Here is an 18,357-nt window from a genome sequence, read left to right on the forward strand (position 1 = left end):
TTTTCTTATACCTTTGTTGTGAATTGCGTGCCGCACTTTTTACAAGTCACTCGAATCTCACCCTTGCCTTTCGGCGCCCTTTGCTTGAGTTGACAAGTTGGACATGAAAAAATCGTGTAGGTAGTGCTAGCTTGTTGTTCGGATTGACGTTTCAGTTTATTTTTCATTTTCGTAAACCAGCTTTTGATCGCAACTGTTTTTTGTAAATACGCTTGATTTTCGTTTGAACGAACATAGATTTTCTTTGAACTAAATCGAGCGATGGTCAAAGCGATAAAAACGAAGAAGAGTAGATAGCCTAAACTGAGAGGCAACCAATATCTAACGACAAAGAAAAATAATCCTAAAACTAAAAATAAACGATTCAATGGATCAAGACGCGCATATCTCCCTTTCATGACTTGTTGATATTTTTGTTGAGCTTTCATTATACGTTGTATCCAAATAGGTCCCATTTTTTTCTCCATTTCTCTTTTATTCAAAAAGAAAAAGCCTTAGTTGGCCTTTTCCATCGTCATTTGTTGTAACACATGACGGTTCCTCATAAAATCGATCACGATCAGTTTTTTTTCATCTTCACGTTTTACTACTCGAAAGGTATCTTGTAAAGGGAATGTTAACTTCTTAGATTGGATTTCCTTCAAGCGTACAAAACGACGGATCAATGAGAGCAATTGTGGAAACTGGATCGATGTGTGTAATAATTCTGGATATTTTTTTAGTAACTGCGTTGTTTTAAACAAATTTCTTTTTCGGCTGATTTGTTTTAAAAAACTTTTTAATATCTTTTGCTGCCGCTGAAAGATTGAAAGAGAGCCTTCTTCATCGATCTGGTAACGCATCTGACGTTGTAGATCTTTCACCGATAGATGTACTTCAGTGGTACCTGACTCTACGTTGATTCCTTGAGGGAAAAGTTCTGAAATTGCTTTGTCCCACTCATTTAATGATACTTCAAGATAGTCATTCAATGGCAGTTGAAGTTCTTGAACAAAAAATTGCTTCGCAGCTTGAATGCCACCTTGTTCATAAATTTCCCCAATCGTCAACCCTTCTAAATGAAACTCCGGCGAAAAATGCAAGACTGTTTTTTGTTCATCGATTTGCGTATAGATGAATGTCGACCGTTTGAGAATCGTATCTTTTAAAACAACTAAAAAATTCATTCTTTTCCCCCTTTTTTCTACTACAAAATAGCATATTTTCAACTGTTTGTGTGCAAATATGCTGAAGATTTCATAAAATCTTATTCTTTGAATTTTATGCGCATATAAAAAACTTTTTCATGGCTCTATTAGTTTTTTTATTCATGTATTTGATATTATGGGAGATTCGATAACCGTTACCGAGTATCTGAATCTAAAGGTGTCTGACAACTTATAGATTCATTTCGGCGCGCCTTCTGATTTTTTGCTCGTTAATAAGCCTTGTATTCGTATCATTACTATTTGTTTTACCTATATTTTTAATTGTTGAAAAAATGCTATTTCCCGAAGGGGCCTGTGTAAGCTGTGAGACGTTGATTGCTGTCGTTATTTCCGCGTTTTCTAAGGTAGTTTCCAATGGATGCTCGTATATTAAATTCTCCACATTAACTACTTTCATCACAGCAAGAACAAACAATAGGTCGCCATTTCCTAGTTGGTCAGCTAGACTTCTTTTCATTGGTGCGCGCTCAAAAAAGTTTCGTCCTAATCCAATTATCACGAAGACAAGCCATTAGCATCTCAGCATCGGTTATTTGAAGGTTTGCTTTTAACATTTTGTCAGTCAGTACAGCATTCAAGACAGCTTGTTTTGTGACAGTCGGCAATTTTAACATGTCACTTACATTTTCCACAAAAGAATTAACCCCCTCGCCATGAATTAGCTTCAGAAATTTTTTCGTATCTCTTTCGAAGATTTTCTCCATTATCCCTGAAACCTATCGGACTCCTTAGATAACTTATCAAATCGTCCGATGATGCGACAATATGGGTCACTTCGTGCATAAGAGTATCCTTGGGACTTGGCTGCACTTGAATCCTTGGTCTAGTAGCTGGATTCACATGAAAAACTATCAAGCATGAAAATAATTCGACATTCAGGGGCAAACCGCATGACAAACGCATGTGCACTCATGAATCCTTTAATTTGTGAGTAGTGATTCTTTGTCACCCCATCATACAATAAATCAGTAGAAACAAGCCAAATATTTTTAAAATTAAAATCCTCTATTTGTTGAAGAAGCTGTGCACTTTTTTTCAACTGATAACAAGCGCTTCATAATTTTTTTTACATTTGTTCTTGATTTTCTGCATCACCTCGTCTAAACCTTTCGATTAAGTAAGCTTCCGCAGGCGTAGTTGCAAGAGTCTCTTCTTTTGATAGTTCCTTCTCTATAAATTTCTGGAAATCTTCCTGCGCATTTTTAAACTCTACAGTAAATTATTCTAGAAATGGTTTGAGTGATTCTAGCGCTTTAGTGATATCGATACCAGAAAATACACGATAATTCGGATTTGAATCTTCGGGGAAATCCCCTTTAATCGCTGAAGTAATTAGCTCTCTTAATTTAGCTTCACCACTAATTACAGAAGACGGGAATTCTGGGACAAACTCTTGATATAGGTTCTACCTGTCTCTGAAATCATCAATCCCAAATCATCTAAAGTTTATCTAATCAAAACTTTCTTTATTCATAATTTTAAGTTATAACCTAAAAAAATACTGATCCAGCAAAATAGACAAGGATTTTTGGTAAAAGAAAAAGCCGTAAAAAACTTAAAATAGCACAAGGTCTATTTTGTTTTTTTCGACTTATTGTCAAAATAAGATTATCAAATTTTAGTATATTTCAAGGTAAGTTCTATTCCAAATTTAGCAACTTGCATTTGGATGAGTTTCAATTATCTTCTAATAAATCTTTCATGTCAACGACTTCGCGATATTGATGGATTTTCGTAATACCAATCACTTTATCGATATCAATACTAAAACAAATACCATTGCCCGGAACATCGATCTTGATACCTTTTCCGATCGCATCCATCACTTCATTTGTCAAAGTATCTGGTACTAATGTCAGAACGATATCCTTTTCCGGTGAGATATCCAACCCTAAGAATTTTCCTGTGTCATGGACTCCAGAACCACGTCCATGTAAAATCGTGCCCCCAGATGCGCCAGCCTTCTTTGAGTAATCGATCACATCTTCCCCAATACCACCATCCACGATCGTGACGATCATCTCGAGATTTAGTGCGACTAAATCATTCATTGTTGTTCCTCCATTTGTTGTAATTTTTCTTTGTTTTTCTGATCTTTTTTGTCTTTTTGTTTATATATGAACCCTAAGACTAATGTCGATAGTATCGGTGTCAATGCGATCATTGCCACCACACCAAAACCATCAATAATTGGATCTCGACCATCGATCTGTGTGGCGATTGCCACACTCATAGACAAAATAAAGGTAGAACACATCGGTCCTGTGGCGACGCCACCGTTATCAAAAGCCATCGATAGAAAAATCTTGTCAACTTTTGCACCTAAGACAAATGCTAAGCCATATCCAGGGACCAAGAAATAATAAAGAGAAAAACCAGCTAATAAGCGCCACATGGACAGACCGACTGCTAAACCGATCCCAATCGAGATCACTGCTAACATTACTTTTGCATGAATCCGACCTTCACTTAATTCTTCGACTTGTTTGACCATCACATGGATGGCTGGCTCTGCAAAACCTACTAAAAATCCCATAACAAACCCTAAAGGAATCAGGATCTGATTATTCGCTAAAGAAGCAATTGCACTCCCCAGGTGTTGTCCCACTGGTACATAAGCAACATTTACACCATGTAAAAATAGAATTAATCCGATAGTTGTGATCAAAAAACCTTTCATGATATCCAAAAAACGTTTTTTTCTTAATTTAAATGAAAGAAAGTTCATCAGTACAAATAAGATCACGATTGGTGCCACCGCAAGGATGACTTCATATCCGACTTGTCCAATACCTGTAAAAAAAGTGACCAAAAAATTCATTGGAAGATCACCCCCAAGATCATGACAGCCAAGATAGGACCAAGTGAGGCAATACCAACCATTCCAAAGCTATCATTTTCATTTTTCCCTTGGCGGATCATGCTTGTCATTCCACCAGCCAAGGCTAGAATAAACGGAACAGTCACTGGGCCGGTTGTGACTCCACCTGCATCAAAAGCAATTGGCATAAATTCATTACTTGTGAAAAAGGAAGCGATGAGTACCGCAAGATAACCGATCACCATCAATCGATAATACGACAGTTTAAATACGACTCTTAGTAGGGCAAAAGCTAAAAATACACCAGTTCCCACACTGACTATACCGATCAATAAGACTCGACCAATCTCTCCATCCGAAATATCAAATACTTGTTGACCTAATACTTGTACAGATGGTTCGGCAATCGTGATCACGATTCCAATCAGAAAACCCAAACTAATAACGATTGGTAGACTTTTCTTTTTGATCATATATTTACCAACTAAATCACCAACTTCCATCATCGAATAATCCGCACCAAACAAAAAGAGACTCATACCAACCATCATCATGATTGCTCCTAAAATGAATCTTCCCATGCTTTCAACATCTAATGGTGCAAATACAAAGGTCAGGATAACGATCAATATCGTCATGGGCATGATCGCAATGATTACTTCTTTAAAATTTTTTCTCATGTATCCTCCTCCTTTACTTCTAGTTTACCTGATTAAAAGTAAGTTTACGAGGAAAAATAGTAAGCGATACCATTTTTATGTAAAAACGGTAAAAAAAAACAGCAAAAAAACTAACTAGAGCATCAAAAAAAATCGACGAATATTGTTTTATATTTATGCAAAAAAAGGCTAAAATACATGCTATAAGCAATAAAAGCCAGAAATAGATAAACTATTTCTGGCTTTTACCGCTTATTTTAAATAAGTTTATTTTATAACAAAAGTTATCCGCATATTGTAAATCTAACGGTGACGTTTTTCATATTTTTGATCATTCAAGTGATAGTGCCTGAACATGAAATTTCAGGCTTATTTCTGTCTATTTGACAGAACCAATCATCCCTTGAACAAATTGTTTTTGTAAAACGAAAAACACGAGTGCAGTTGGTAAGGTCGCAATCACCAGTCCACTCATGATCATGCCATAGTCTGGTGTATAGGATGCCCCCATGGCTGATAATACTAATGGAACTGTTCGTTTATCTGGAGATTGTAATGCCACTAAAGGCCAGAGGTAATTGTTCCAACTACTCATAAACGTGATGATCGCCGCTGCGGCATACGTATTTTTAGCTGTTGGTAAATAGACACGAAAGAAAATACTTAATTCTTTAAGACCGTCTAAACGTGCCGCCTCTACTAGGTCCTTAGGAAAGGATTTCGCGTTTTGGCGGAAAAAGAAAATCAAAAAAGCGGTACTTACTGAAGGTAAGATGACGACTAGAAAACTATTGATTCCTAATATCGTACCATTCAATTGTGAAAACATCCGATATAGCGGGATCATCAATGCCGCAAAAGGGACCATCATCGATAATAACAAAATATTAAAAACGACTTCTTTTCTTTTACTCTTATAGATCTCAAAGCCATAACCTGCCATGGAGGAGATCAATAAAGCAAAAATCGTTGTAACCACAGCGATCATTGCAGAATTAAGTAGAGAGCGTGAAAAATTCAAGTCATTCGAAAAGAGATTTTGGAAATTGATCACTAAATTTTCACCGATCATCAGTTTACCTGAACTAATATCGACTGCTGTATTTGTCATCCCTAAAATCATCCAAACAAACGGGAAAATTGAAATAAAGGAAACGATGACTAAAGAGGTATATTTAAAAATGCTTAAGAGTAACTGTCCGATACTCACTTGCTTTTTTGTAATTGACCGGGGTTGACTACTTGTCATTTCTCTCATTTGCTCTCACTCCCTATTTTAGTTTGAATCACTGATAACAAGACAATAAATAGTACGATAACGAAAGAAACAGCTGCGGCATAACCAAAATTCGGAGTGAATTTATAACTCAAATTATAGATATATTGTGACAATGTCGTTGTTGCATTTGCTGGCCCACCACCAGTGATATTTTGTACCTCATCAAATAATTGCAAGGTACCGATTGTTGAAGTGATCGACGTAAACAAAATGATTGGTTTCAAGTTAGGTATCGTGATTTTAATGAACTGTTGCCACCTTGATGCGCCATCAATATCAGCAGCTTCGTATATTTCTGGATCGATGTTTTGCATACCAGATAAAAAGAAAATCATATTATACCCTGTCCAACGCCATGTGATGGAAATAATGATCAATACTTTTGCCCAGAATGGATGAGTCAACCAACCGATCGGGTTATCAATCAAGCCAATTCCAACTAAAAGGTTATTGATTAAACCTGATTGGGAAAATAAACTTTTCATGATCAAAGAATAGCTGACCATTGAGGTAATACATGGCAAGAAGATCGCTGTTCTGAACAATCCTTTGAACTTCAATTTTTTATCATTCAATAGATTGGAAATAAACAATGCCAAAAACAACATGACAGGAACCTGTACTAATAAGTATAAAAAGGTATTGAAAAATGCTTTACGGAAAGTTGAATCTCCTAACATTCGTTGATAATTTCCTAATCCGTTGAATGTCATGTTTACCGGAGGTCCACTTTGAAAAGAGGTGATCAGCGCTAACCCCATTGGTATAAAAACTAAAATTGAGATCATGATCACTGGAAGGACTAAAAACGCGTTGCCATTTTTAAATAAATCCTTTTGTTTCATATTATTCCCCACTTTCATTACACATATGTCGAAGAAATACATGCCTCACAGAAAGTCAGACAAAATTGCTAGTTATTTTCTTCTAAGCTTTTTACCACTGCCTCAATGATTAGTTCCATCGGACAGAGAATAGCAAACGAGTGGAACTTCTTATTTTTTCGAATACCATTGCTAAAGTTATACGGGATAGCTAACGGTGCGAATGTCCCCTATCGACATTTCAATTAATTGCTTATTCTATAAACGATACCTTCAAACGAAAGAACAATACTCTCGTTGATCCGTTTGAAGAGATCGCCACTTATTTCTTTGTTATTCCATTCATCATAGGTTTACTGTTGACGCTGAATATGACTTAATTGGCTAATTGAGCTTCGACTTGTTTTTGCGTATCTGCCAAAACTTTTTCTGCTGATTCACCATTGATGATTCGGCTCAAGGATTCCGCCACAACAGATTCAATGGCATAAGTTTCATGACCATAGTTCACTTCAGGGATTTCTGCTGTCCATTTTGAAAAGTCATCGAATACTTTTTGATTACTATAGAACTCAGACGGCTGTTGATAAGCTTCTTGGTCATTCGCGCTCAACATAGTCGATACTAAACCGATCTCTTCTGCTAATTTGCCCATCAATTCTTCATTCGTTGCGAATGTCTTTTCCAAGAAATCTTTCGCATTTTCTTCACCAGCTACGCCCTTGATCACATACCAGCCGGCACCACCCAAGTTGGAAGCTTGTGCTTTTTGCATGTTAGCAGGTAGAGCTGGAATCGGTGCGATCTTCCACTTACCTGATTGATCTTCTGCCCCTTGAATGGTTGAAGAATACCAAGCACCAGTTGGTGTAGAAGCAACAGCTCCTGATTGGACCGCCGTAACCCCAGCATTCCAGTCAGATGTTTGTTCGACTAGATCTTCTTTAAGCAAGGTAGCAAAGAGTTCTAACCCATATTTTAATGATTCATTATTTTCGATCGTCACTGTTTCTCCATCTTCCGAGGTATACCATTCTCCGGCTTGTTGCATGATCATGCGCACACGACCTAAATCGGAAGGATTGACTTCAGAGATTTTTTTTCCTGTTTTTTCTTTGACATCTCGTGCAACTTGTAAATAATCATCCCATGTTAAGTTCTTCATATCTTCTTCTGAATAACCAGCTTCTTCTAAGATATCTGTCCGATAGAAATTGGCTGTCACACCTGAGTCAAAAGGTACACCGTAAATTTTATCGTCAACTTTGTTGACTGCAAATTTATATGCGGCAAAGTTATTTTCATCCACAATATCTGTCAAATCAGCAAACGCATCTGGGTAAGAGGTCAGATACCCTTGGATACGGTAGTCTTCGATCAACACAACATTTGGTAAACCATCGGTATTTCCGCTAGCTAATGCCGTATTCAGTTTTTGTACGATATCATCTTGAGACATCGTTACTACTTCTACGTCAACATCCTCATTTTCGTAAAACTCTTTGGCTTCATTGACGGCTTTGATATTAAAGGCTTCATCCCATGCCCAGACCGTTACTTTATCTTCGTTTCCCGAAGCATCACTGGAAGAATTGCCACACCCGGCAAAAAGTGTAACTGCTGCTGTTAGGACGAAAGCACTAGCTAAAATTTGTTTTATTTTCATTTTTATACCCACCCTTTTTAGTGTTTGTTTTTTTCTTACATGCTTATCATAACAGACTTGCAAACGTTTTCTTCGTTGATGATCGTTCTCAAGAAAAATATCCTAAAATAAGAAAAAAGTACAATTTTGTCATCTTTTGATTTAGTAAATGAAATTTTAGACTTGCATTTGTAAACGTTTCCCAGTATTTTTAACTTACGTAACAAAGGAATAGGGGGAAAAACATTGAAAAATATCGTATTGATCGATGATGAACATACCATTCTCTCTGGTCTAAGTACCCTGATCGATTGGCCAGCGCACGACTTCCATCTCAAAGGGGCCTTTTCAAAACCACTAGAAGCGCTCGAATTTATTAAGCATCAGCCTCTTGATATCGTCGTAACGGATTTGATGATGCCAGATTTAAATGGTATTGAACTTTCTCGATTGATCAAGAAGGAACAACCTGAAGCAAAAATCTTAGTTTTATCTAGCTATGATGACTTTCAATTGGTCAAAGATTCATTCAAAGAAGGCGTTTCAGATTATTTACTTAAGCCAAAATTGAATCCTAGCGAGTTTTTAGCTTCTTTAAAGAGTCTGGTGGAACAATCTACAGAAGTAAAGAAACCACGTTTGACAGAACTCGAAAAAATGAGTCAGCTACTCAGCACTTATTTGTCCGGAACTTCTCTTGATTTAGGTATATCACGCGAACAATTCCCACATGACTACTTTTTTTTAGTCTATTGTGAAGAAAAGCAATCGGAAAAACTGCGTCGAAGTGAACAATTGATTGCAGAAGCACCACAATATACAAATCAGCTCGCCTCTGTCTTCCCTTTTTCTACGACAGCAAATGATATTGGTTATTTTATCAATGTCGCTTCGAAGAAGGCATTCGATCAGCTGATTGAACGATTTCAGCAAGAACACCAGACAGATTCTTGTCTCTATGTTCTATCTGATGTTCTGGATTTTGAAAACTTTTATTCTGAATTCCTTACATTAAAGCAAAAAAGTAGCGGACAGCACTTTTATCTGACAGATCACTGCGTTATTTGTGAAAAGCTATTATCTCCCCTACTCTCTTCTTATGAACAACAAACAAAAAGTTATTTGACCAAGATCATGAACAAAGATTTTACGTCTGCCATCGAAGAATTGGACAATTACATGAGTAAGGTGCTTGATCAACGTTTGCAACCAAGCTATCTGAAACACGAGATCATCAATCGACTCTATGCCTTGATCAATGCGATCGCGGACGAACATGAAAAAAGAGAAGAAATCATGACACTAAAAATCACAATTCCAGCACAGATCACGCAAGCAGAACGGTGGGATGATCTGGTGTTGATCGTCAATAATACGACGAAGTTATTACGTGAAGTCACCACTACATTCAGAAAAGACAACTCAGATGTGTTGACGTTGATCTATGAGTATGTCCAAGAGAATTATCATCAAGACATCAGTCTACAAACGCTATCCGAAAAATATCATTTTTCTTATAGTTATTTATCAACGATCTTTACAGAAAAGTATGGGATCAATTTTACGAAGTACTTAAAAAAAGTCCGTATCAACCAGGCAAAACTATTGTTGAAAGAATCGAATCTTTCGTTAAGTGATATTGGTCAGCAAACTGGATTTACTGAACTTGGTTATTTTTCTCGGGTATTCAAAGAAGAAACTGGATTGACTCCTTCACAATATCGTAAAGGAATACTGACCGTATGATTAAAAAGCTAAGAGAACACGAGCTTTTGACCAAACTTTTGATCATTCTTTTTATTGCTTTATTCACTCAAGCAGCGACGATTTCTTTGTTTATTTATCAACGCTCAAGAGACGCCTACATCCAACAATTCGATCAATCCAATCGAATGACCTTACAAAAGATCCAACATGATTTTGAAACATTGAATGACAATATAGAGAACACTTTGACATTATTGGCTGAAAGCTCTGCTGTAGAGGGGTATTTCAAAGAAGGCCAACAAACGACTTTGGAGAAAATCAATCAACTACGTACGGTGCAAAAAATGAATGATTCATTGGCACCGATCTTTCCAAACATCAAAGATGATATTTTTCTTTTTGGGGAAAATGGTCGGATGTTCATTAGTAATGACATGGTGAGTGATCTCACTGCTGATGACTTTTTCCAATTAGAGTTGATCCAGAAAGTCAATGAGAATCCAACAGCGACACAAATGGTCTTTACTCAGTTCGGACTGACGAAACGCGATAAACATTCACCAAGTGTCTTGTTTATCAAAAAGCTTAGATCTACTTTGAATCAAACTTATGGTTACGCTGTCGTAGCCATCACTTCTGATGAGTTGGCAAAAATATTCAGCCAATCGGTCGATCCGGAAACCACGCAAATCGATTTTGTGACAGATGAGAAAAAAATCTTTGCTTCAAATGTTCAGAACCGGATCGGAACGACGTTTGATTCATTTGATGAGTTAGTCGAACACGAGACGTTGACCAAAGCCAATCAGCGGATCACTCGTTTACCACTTTACCGACAAAACTCGGCTTTGGTCAGTGAGGTCAATGTCCACTCGATCGCCGATCAAATGAATGTCATTATTCCGATCATCCTTTATAATATTGGAACGCTGATTTTAGGCGGTATCTTAGTGGCGATCTATTTAAATCGCAACACTCGCTCCATCTATCAATTAGTAGATTCATTGAACCAAATCAAAGAACCAGTAGCAGCTACTGTTCCGATCCAAGGAACATATGAGATCCGAACACTCGCTACTACGATCAATCAGCTGCTAACAACGATCAGTGACAATCATACGCAATCTTTACAAAATGAAAAGAAAAAACGGACATTAGAGATACAAGCGATGCAAGCACAGATCCAGCCTCATTTTATATATAATACGTTAACTAGCCTCAAATTTTTAGTGTGGCAACAAGAAAATGAAAAAGCAGTCGCAGGCATCGATAGTTTTATCGACCTTTTGCGCAGTACGATTGGCAATAAAAATGAAATTATCCCTGTAGAAGAAGAACTGAACAGTGTGAGAAGTTATATTGCGATCTTGACACTGCGTTACGGTGATGCGATCTCAACCAAAATCATGGTACCAGAGGAACTTTATTCTTTATATATGCCCAATATGATTATCCAACCGATCATCGAAAATGCTTATTTACATGCGTTCCAAACGAAGAAAAATGGCTACATCACTTTGTATGGGATGATCCGAGAGAATAAATTGACGTTTGAAGTCATGGATACAGGTGATGGCTTTGATACGGAACAGCCAACGAAAAACAGAGACTATTTTTCAGGTATCGGTAGCAAAAATGTTCATGAACGAATCCAATTACTTTATGGTGAAGATTATGGCTTACACATTGATTCAGTAGTTGGTGTGGATACATCGGTAACGATTACGTTACCGATCATAAAAAAAGAGAGTAATACTGAATGAACGTGGAGACAGAAACAATCCCTTCAGAAAATCAGGCGAACTACTTCTTTCATGACTTTTAAGTATCAACCGCAACTCATAGAACCCACTAAAAATCCATTCTGCGGATCTTTCGTGGGTCCTATTTTTGATGTTCCAATTTACATTATTTAATGATAAAACTAAATTCGTGGTCTTCTTCACCACTAATATGATAGGCTTCTTCTACATCCGCTCCCCATGAATCAATACCTCCGACTCCTCGGACTTTCGCCAACATCGTGACAACCGTTCGACGTTCCGGTGGTAGTTCCTCCATGTGTGTCGCCTGTTCTAATTCTTCTGCTTTGAATGGTAATGCCGCAAAAGCAAATGGCGAATCCTTTTGTTCAAATCTTAAGGAAAACTCTTCCTGACTTTTATCTGCATTATTCAAGGTTGTCTTGCGCGTAATCTCTAACCACTTGGTATCCATATGGACGCCACAATCTTGTGGCACTAAATAAGGTGGGATTGGCAAGCCCTCCACATGATAGACCCCTGGTGCGCCACCAGCTTTACGATCCGGATAAGTTTCACCTGACAGGCCTTCATAATCGAAATGAGTGGCTTTTGTTGGCATGATCATGCGAAATCCTAATACTGGCAGCTCGGGTAATCCTTCCTTGCCATGATAGTACATGTTCACGTGTAGATCCCCTTGTTCGTTGACACGATACGTCATATCGACGGTCGTTTGTGGGGTTGTGTTGACTGCCAATGTGAAAGTGATCTCGACTGTATTTGCATACTCTTGGTTACTATAACGATTGTTGACTGGTGCGATCGGCAGTTCGATGGCTTGGTCATTTATTGCAACATGGATTGCTTCCACTTTTAGATACAACCCTGCGCCAAGCCACATACTAGAGCGATACCCAAAGCCATTTCCTCGATCATTATCTGTCAATGCTCGCCAAAAAGTCGGTTGCGTTTCACGATAAAGCCATTCTTTTCCATTCTTTTTAAGTGATTCCAAACCACCTCTGGTGTAAGAGAAAATATAATGTTTTTCTTCTGTTTTGATTCCTAAAGTGCAGTCGCCATAAATGATTCTCAATTTAGGATCTGTATTTGCCATAATAGTATCTTACCTCCTGTAATGCTGGTTTTTCTTGTCCATTTGCAAAAACGATGCCGTTTCCGGAAAACTCATAATCACTTGGACGATCATCAAAATCCCCGCCGTAACGCATGACTTTTCGATTGGTCACTGGATCAAGTACCTCAAGTGCTTGATCTTTAAAATCCCAAATATATCCGCCTTGATACATCTCGTATTCATCTAATAATGCCATATAAGAACCTAATCCACCTAAAGAATTTCCCATATCGTGCATGTACTCGCACAAGATATATGGTTTATCTGCCTGATTCTCTAGATAATCAGCGACCGCCGCAGGTGTTGCGTACATACTACTTTTCATATCCGAAACAGAAGCTTCAAATGTGGGATCAACATAATTCCCCTCATAGTGAACAAAACGGTCTGGATCAACCTTCTTGAAGTATTCATTCATCAACCGAATATTCTCCCCTACATAGGACTCATTGCCTAAGGACCAGAACAAGATACTTGTATGGTTCTTGAACGTTTCAAAATGGGTTTTTGCTCGATCTAGCACCACTTCTCGCCATTGCGGAATGCCTCTTGGTACATTATAGGATGGCTCAAAAGCACCCATTTTTTGCCATGACCCATGTGATTCTAGATTGGTTTCTGCCATCACGTGGATACCTGCTCGATCGCAGAGGAAATACCAAGGAATCTGGTTGGGATAATGTGAGGTCCGGACGCCATTGATGTTGGCATTTTTAATCACTGCCAAATCCTTTTCCATGTCATCTAAGGTGATCGCACGTCCTGTTTTTTCACTCCACTCATGACGATTGACTCCATTGATGATCAAGCGTTTTCCATTCAGATACATCACTTTATCTTTTAACTCGATCTTGCGAAACCCGAATGGATACTCGACATATTCAGTCACTCCGTCACGGTCCCTGGTTTCAATTTCAAACGTATAGAGATTCGGCGCAAAATGATCCCATAATACCACTTCACCTAAATCAATACTGAGCTGCACTGTTTCGCCTATCGCTTGCTTTTCTTCATAGATCGTTTGTCTGTCTAAATCAAGGACCCGTACCTGTAAGTCGCTTTCAGCTGTAAGATTTTCAAAAGATAAGGACACATTCAATTTTCCTTTTTGATACGTGTCATCTAATTGAGGACGTAACCACAAGTCTTCTAAATGATTCTTGCCACGAGCAACTAAGACGACATTTCGAAAAATCCCAAAGAAACGGAAAAAATCTTGGTCTTCTAAAAAGGCAGCTGTGCTACGTTTGTGGACTTCGACTGCCAAACGATTCTCTTCTTCAAGATAAGGGGACAAATCAAATTCGGACGGTGTAAATGAATCTTCTGCATAACCGACGAAATGACCATTCAACCACACATACATGGCTTGTTCGACACCTTCAAAACGAATCGTGACATCTTTTCCCTTCAATCCCTCTGCTAATTGGAAAGTCGTGACATAGGACCCTACTGGATTTCCTTCAGCTTGAGAGAACATCCCTGCCATTTCCTTTTCTGAAGCAGTTGTATAAGCGGGACGACGAAACTCATGACCTTCCCAAGGATACATCGTGTTGATGTAATGGATCTTATCAAAATCACTTAGTTCAATGTGGCCAGGCACATGGATCGTGTCGAATGAACGATCATCAAAATCTTGTTCAAAAAACTCTTTGGGGCGCTTTTCTGCATTTTCAGAAAAATAAAAGCGCCATTCACCATTTAGCGACTGTAGTCGGGAACTTTGACTTCTTATTTCTTCTTTTGAACCGTAGACCGTATGATCACTGTGTGCCTTTCGCTGATTCACACGAAAAACTTGTGGATCATCTAACCAATCAATTGATGCTTGCATGTTCTTCTTCCTCTCCTGTAACTATTTTCTCAAAGTGAAAAATTTCTGTTTGAAAATCTCCGTGAAAATCAGGGAGATAAAACCCCATCGTCATTAACTCCGAGCCTGAATAAATCAATGAACTTTTACGTTCACGATACATCCCTTCCTCCAAACCAACCAAGCGGATCTCATGAAAAGGCGGTTGTCCAGAAGTTAATCGTCGTGCCATAAAGACCATGATCTCCTTTTTATTTGGAGAAACAAATTGCCACGCCGCAATGTTTTGTTCAAAGGGATTTTCTAAGCGGTCAAATTTTCCTTGTTGGATTGTTTGACGAATTTCTTTATACGTGCTGATCTGTTCTTTGATGATTTTCTTTTCTTGTTCGTCTAATGCGGTCAAATCTAGTTCATAACCAAATACCCCGCTCATCGCTACATCCCCGCGTGTCTTTAAATCTGTCACACGTCCACTTTGATGGTTAGGCGATGCAGAGACATGGGCACCCATGGATGAGATGGGATAGCCGAGACTCGTGCCATATTGGATATCGATCCGTTCCATTGCATCGGTATTGTCACTTGTCCAGGATTGTGGCATATAGTAAAGAATTCCTGCGTCAAAACGGCCACCCCCACCTGAGCATCCTTCCCATAAGATATCTGGGTAAGCTGTGATCAACTCTTCTAAAAGGTTATATAATCCTAAAACATACCGGTGATAGACCTCTCCTTGATTCTCCACGTAAGCAGAGTAAACATCTGATAAGGAGCGATTCATATCCCATTTCACATAATCGATCGGTACCTTATCCAAAATCTTTCGTAATTGCTGACTGATCGAATCTCGCACTTCTTTTCGTGTAAAATCCAAAACAAATTGCGACCGAGATGCTGCAGGCGTGCGTGCTGGTTCTTGCATCAAATAATCAGACGCCTGACGATACAATTCAGAATCGATCGAAATCATTTCAGGCTCCACCCATAGCCCAAATTTGAGGCCTCTTTCATGAGCATACTCTGCAATTCCCTTCAATCCATTCGCCAATTTCCCTTCATATTCAAACCAGTCTCCTAAAGAAGAAGTATCTGCATCTCTTTTCCCAAACCAGCCGTCATCTAAGACGAACATTTCCATACCTAACGCTGCTGCTTCATCGATCAGTGCTTCGATTTTTTTGCTAGTAAAGTCAAAATAAGTCGCTTCCCAATTATTGACCAAGATTGGACGTGGTTCGTACTGATACTTCCCACGTGCCACACGTTCTCGCAACAGCTCATGATGTATGTGGCTCATGCCATTTAATCCTTCGTCTGAATAAGAAAGGATCATTTCTGGCGTTTGAAACGCTTCATCGGTTGAAAGTTGCCATTGGAACTGATACGCATTGATGCCACCAACGATTCTTAGTTGATCGATTTGATCTTTTTCGATCTCGAACGCATGATTGCCAGAATAGATAAACTGTAGACCGATGGCTTCTCCAAGAACTTCCGTTGTATGGGTATGTGTCAAAGCGATAAAATTGTTCATTTGGTGACTGCTGCTTCCTCGTCGACTTTCAAATGATTTCACCCCCTCAGTGATCCGTTGTCTTGAAATCAAACGCTCTCTAGCGTGGGCTCCAGGTAAGGCGATCACTTCAGTAAATCTGCCCGAATTCGTCATATCTAATTGAAAAGAAGCTGCTTTATCTAACCAGATCATTTGTTCCGTTTGATTACGATACTTAGCAGATCGAACGATGGCCCCTCGTTTTTCATAGATCGTATAAAATAGATCTACATAAATTGGTAAATCGCGATCTTTCAATGTAACACATAACGTTTGTGCCTCTTGTTCATCCAATACATAGGTTTGTGGTAATCCTGTAAGCTTTGGTTTACCTTGGATGATCTGATACGTTTCATATCTTAAATCAAGCAAGCTAGAGCCATTCTCACGTGTGATGATCGTGGCTGGAATGCGATAATCCATACTTCCGTGTCCCGAAAATTCTTGTGGCAGCGTATCTTTTGAAAATGCCCGCTCATCATGCAAAGGAACATTTCCTGAAAAACCACGATCTCTTCTTGGGTATTTTTTGTTATTAGTATAGTTACTCACTTTTTTACCAAAATGAACATGGGTCAACACACCAGATTCTTCAATTTTCATCACATAAGAAATCAATGGATTCGACAAATGAAAAACATTTGTATCCGAATCGAATGCAATCAACGATTGTCTTTTCATTTCTTCACCTCACAAATTTTTAGAAACCGTTTACTTTTTAACTAACTCCTGTATACTGTTTACTAAACATATTTGTCAATAACTTTTTTTATATTTCTTAAAGGAGTGATTTTATGGTAGGGATTCGTGATGTCGCTCGAAAAGCAAATGTCTCTCCTGCAACTGTTTCACGCATATTGAATCAAGATAAGACAATCCATGTCGCACCAGAAACAAAGAAACGGATTTTTGAAGTTGCAGAAAAATTGAACTATGATATCAATAAACGAAAATATATCAAAAAACGAATGCCATCGATCGGTGTGATCTCGACGATCAGTAAGGCAAGTGAAGCACAAGATGTCTATTACAAAGAATTACGTATGGGATTAGAAGAAGAAGCAAACCGCCTGCATATTGGCATGAATCGCATCTACAATCTCTCTGACAATCCCAAGGAATGGAAAGACTTAGATCAACTAGGAGCGATCATCGTAGTTGGAACAGTGACGAAGCAGTCGATCACTGATCTATTGACGCAAAATCAGCATTTGATCGTTGTTGATAATCCTGATATCCAACAAGAAGTCGATATGGTTTATGGAGATTTGGAGCGAATGACCAAAGCTGTTTTAGAGTTGTTTCTAGAGAGTGGGCATCAACGGATCGCCTATATCGGTGGCTACCAAGTCGATATGGATGAACGAGGAGGCAAGACGATCAATCCAGATGAAAAACGCATCCGTGCCTATTTGCATTTCATGTCCGATCACCAGTTACAAGATTACAGTACGCACTATCTGGGAAATTGGACCGAAGAAGACGGTGAACGATTAGCTGAAGAGCTGATCCAAAGCTCTGATCCACTACCAACCGCACTCCTTGTAGGAAGCGATCCAATGGCAATCGGCGTCTATCGCACAATGAAAAAACACCATTTGGCCATCGGTAAAGACATCATGATCGCCAGCTTCGACAACATTGAAGCAGCCAGTAAACTAACTCCTGGCTTGACCACCGTCCAAATCAATGCCAATTCCATCGGTAAAGCCGCCGTACGCTTAGCCGTCGAAAGAATCGACCAAATCCGCGACGAACCCATTATTTTGACCTACCCCACCCGATTAGTGGTAAGAGAAAGCTTTGTGCCAAAGAGGTCGTGAAAGGCGCGTTCAGCACTGAGGCATAAGATAAAAAAATAGAAAATGGCTCTTTCATTTTTTATTTTTTTGGCTTATGTCCGAAGTGTTGCGCCTTGAACACCGTTTATCAGAGATCGTGAGAAAGCCGGTCAGCT

Annotated in this window: 14 protein-coding genes and 1 pseudogene; 3 read left to right on the plus strand and 12 right to left on the minus strand. The window is 38.7% G+C overall.

The features are described from left to right. Positions 1 to 5 precede the first annotated feature (5 nt). The 9 genes and pseudogenes from IGJ95_RS07965 to IGJ95_RS08005 all read right to left on the minus strand — a co-directional run bounded on the left by IGJ95_RS07965 (position 6) and on the right by IGJ95_RS08005 (position 8,457). A complete protein-coding gene (locus tag IGJ95_RS07965) occupies positions 6 to 428 on the minus strand; it encodes a hypothetical protein (RefSeq protein WP_224434815.1) in 423 nt (140 codons plus the stop codon). Positions 429 to 494: 66 nt separating this feature from the next. After that, a complete protein-coding gene (locus IGJ95_RS07970) occupies positions 495 to 1,166 on the minus strand; it encodes a hypothetical protein (protein ID WP_010735291.1) in 672 nt (223 codons plus the stop codon). A 211-nt stretch (positions 1,167 to 1,377) separates the two neighbouring features. Then, positions 1,378 to 1,665 (minus strand): hypothetical protein, encoded by a 288-nt coding sequence (locus tag IGJ95_RS07975; RefSeq protein WP_010735290.1) that lies wholly within the window; start codon positions 1,663 to 1,665, stop codon positions 1,378 to 1,380. Between the two features lie 1,219 nt (positions 1,666 to 2,884). After that, the gene (locus IGJ95_RS07980) at positions 2,885 to 3,259 is read right to left on the minus strand and encodes a P-II family nitrogen regulator (RefSeq protein WP_010735288.1); all 375 of its coding nucleotides are present in this window, start codon (positions 3,257 to 3,259) and stop codon (positions 2,885 to 2,887) included. Beyond that, positions 3,256 to 4,029, minus strand: coding sequence for a DUF1538 domain-containing protein (locus IGJ95_RS07985; RefSeq protein ID WP_010735287.1), 774 nt, complete (start codon positions 4,027 to 4,029; stop codon positions 3,256 to 3,258). The genes IGJ95_RS07980 and IGJ95_RS07985 overlap by 4 nt, the downstream gene beginning before the upstream one ends. Continuing rightward, positions 4,026 to 4,709: a DUF1538 domain-containing protein gene (locus IGJ95_RS07990; RefSeq protein WP_010735286.1), complete on the minus strand. Its 684-nt coding sequence runs from the start codon at positions 4,707 to 4,709 to the stop codon at positions 4,026 to 4,028. Before IGJ95_RS07990 ends, IGJ95_RS07985 begins: the two co-directional genes overlap by 4 nt. 358 nt (positions 4,710 to 5,067) lie before the next feature. Beyond that, positions 5,068 to 5,874: pseudogene (locus IGJ95_RS07995) on the minus strand (carbohydrate ABC transporter permease); the annotation flags it as partial. A 68-nt stretch (positions 5,875 to 5,942) separates the two neighbouring features. Further along, the gene (locus IGJ95_RS08000) at positions 5,943 to 6,812 is read right to left on the minus strand and encodes a carbohydrate ABC transporter permease (protein ID WP_010735284.1); all 870 of its coding nucleotides are present in this window, start codon (positions 6,810 to 6,812) and stop codon (positions 5,943 to 5,945) included. Positions 6,813 to 7,167: 355 nt separating this feature from the next. Then, on the minus strand, positions 7,168 to 8,457 hold the full coding sequence (locus IGJ95_RS08005; protein WP_010735283.1) for an ABC transporter substrate-binding protein: 1,290 nt from the start codon (positions 8,455 to 8,457) through the stop codon (positions 7,168 to 7,170). 225 nt (positions 8,458 to 8,682) lie between these two features. Here IGJ95_RS08005 and IGJ95_RS08010 point away from each other — a divergent pair, with 225 nt between their 5' ends. After that, positions 8,683 to 10,182, plus strand: a complete 1,500-nt coding sequence (locus tag IGJ95_RS08010; protein ID WP_244063323.1) for a response regulator transcription factor — start codon at positions 8,683 to 8,685, stop codon at positions 10,180 to 10,182. Beyond that, positions 10,179 to 11,906 carry a cache domain-containing sensor histidine kinase gene (locus IGJ95_RS08015; RefSeq protein WP_438761690.1) on the plus strand — a complete coding sequence of 576 codons (1,728 nt, stop codon included), beginning with the start codon at positions 10,179 to 10,181 and terminating at the stop codon, positions 11,904 to 11,906. The genes IGJ95_RS08010 and IGJ95_RS08015 overlap by 4 nt, the downstream gene beginning before the upstream one ends. Before the next feature lie 145 nt (positions 11,907 to 12,051). Here the strand turns inward: IGJ95_RS08015 and IGJ95_RS08020 are convergent, their stop codons facing one another. Genes IGJ95_RS08020 through IGJ95_RS08030 form a run of 3 tightly spaced genes read right to left on the minus strand, consistent with a single transcriptional unit; the run spans position 12,052 to position 17,081 of the window. Further along, positions 12,052 to 13,005, minus strand: coding sequence for a beta-galactosidase small subunit (locus IGJ95_RS08020; protein ID WP_010735280.1), 954 nt, complete (start codon positions 13,003 to 13,005; stop codon positions 12,052 to 12,054). Further along, positions 12,986 to 14,863 carry a glycoside hydrolase family 2 TIM barrel-domain containing protein gene (locus tag IGJ95_RS08025; protein ID WP_153829780.1) on the minus strand — a complete coding sequence of 626 codons (1,878 nt, stop codon included), beginning with the start codon at positions 14,861 to 14,863 and terminating at the stop codon, positions 12,986 to 12,988. Before IGJ95_RS08025 ends, IGJ95_RS08020 begins: the two co-directional genes overlap by 20 nt. Then, a complete protein-coding gene (locus IGJ95_RS08030) occupies positions 14,847 to 17,081 on the minus strand; it encodes an alpha-galactosidase (RefSeq protein ID WP_137072504.1) in 2,235 nt (744 codons plus the stop codon). The genes IGJ95_RS08025 and IGJ95_RS08030 overlap by 17 nt, the downstream gene beginning before the upstream one ends. 113 nt (positions 17,082 to 17,194) lie before the next feature. On the opposite strand from IGJ95_RS08030, the gene IGJ95_RS08035 reads away from it, so the two are divergent. Then, positions 17,195 to 18,223, plus strand: a complete 1,029-nt coding sequence (locus tag IGJ95_RS08035) for a LacI family DNA-binding transcriptional regulator (protein ID WP_023519788.1) — start codon at positions 17,195 to 17,197, stop codon at positions 18,221 to 18,223. Positions 18,224 to 18,357 lie beyond the last annotated feature (134 nt).

Source organism: Enterococcus sp. AZ156 (genome assembly GCF_051714165.1).
In the GTDB taxonomy this organism is placed as follows: domain Bacteria; phylum Bacillota; class Bacilli; order Lactobacillales; family Enterococcaceae; genus Enterococcus_B; species Enterococcus_B pernyi.

Excerpts from the sequence above, each read along its gene's own strand:
- IGJ95_RS07965 (WP_224434815.1), bottom strand. The coding sequence starts at position 428 with ATGAAAGCTCAACAAAAATATCAACAAGTCATGAAAGGGAGATATGCG.
- IGJ95_RS07990 (WP_010735286.1), bottom strand. The coding sequence starts at position 4,709 with ATGAGAAAAAATTTTAAAGAAGTAATCATTGCGATCATGCCCATGACG.
- IGJ95_RS07985 (WP_010735287.1), bottom strand. The coding sequence starts at position 4,029 with ATGAATTTTTTGGTCACTTTTTTTACAGGTATTGGACAAGTCGGATAT.
- IGJ95_RS08005 (WP_010735283.1), bottom strand. The coding sequence starts at position 8,457 with ATGAAAATAAAACAAATTTTAGCTAGTGCTTTCGTCCTAACAGCAGCA.
- IGJ95_RS08000 (WP_010735284.1), bottom strand. The coding sequence starts at position 6,812 with ATGAAACAAAAGGATTTATTTAAAAATGGCAACGCGTTTTTAGTCCTT.
- IGJ95_RS08015 (WP_438761690.1), top strand. The coding sequence starts at position 10,179 with ATGATTAAAAAGCTAAGAGAACACGAGCTTTTGACCAAACTTTTGATC.
- IGJ95_RS08035 (WP_023519788.1), top strand. The coding sequence starts at position 17,195 with ATGGTAGGGATTCGTGATGTCGCTCGAAAAGCAAATGTCTCTCCTGCA.
- IGJ95_RS08020 (WP_010735280.1), bottom strand. The coding sequence starts at position 13,005 with ATGGCAAATACAGATCCTAAATTGAGAATCATTTATGGCGACTGCACT.
- IGJ95_RS07980 (WP_010735288.1), bottom strand. The coding sequence starts at position 3,259 with ATGAATGATTTAGTCGCACTAAATCTCGAGATGATCGTCACGATCGTG.
- IGJ95_RS08025 (WP_153829780.1), bottom strand. The coding sequence starts at position 14,863 with ATGCAAGCATCAATTGATTGGTTAGATGATCCACAAGTTTTTCGTGTG.
- IGJ95_RS07970 (WP_010735291.1), bottom strand. The coding sequence starts at position 1,166 with ATGAATTTTTTAGTTGTTTTAAAAGATACGATTCTCAAACGGTCGACA.
- IGJ95_RS07975 (WP_010735290.1), bottom strand. The coding sequence starts at position 1,665 with ATGAAAAGAAGTCTAGCTGACCAACTAGGAAATGGCGACCTATTGTTT.
- IGJ95_RS08030 (WP_137072504.1), bottom strand. The coding sequence starts at position 17,081 with ATGAAAAGACAATCGTTGATTGCATTCGATTCGGATACAAATGTTTTT.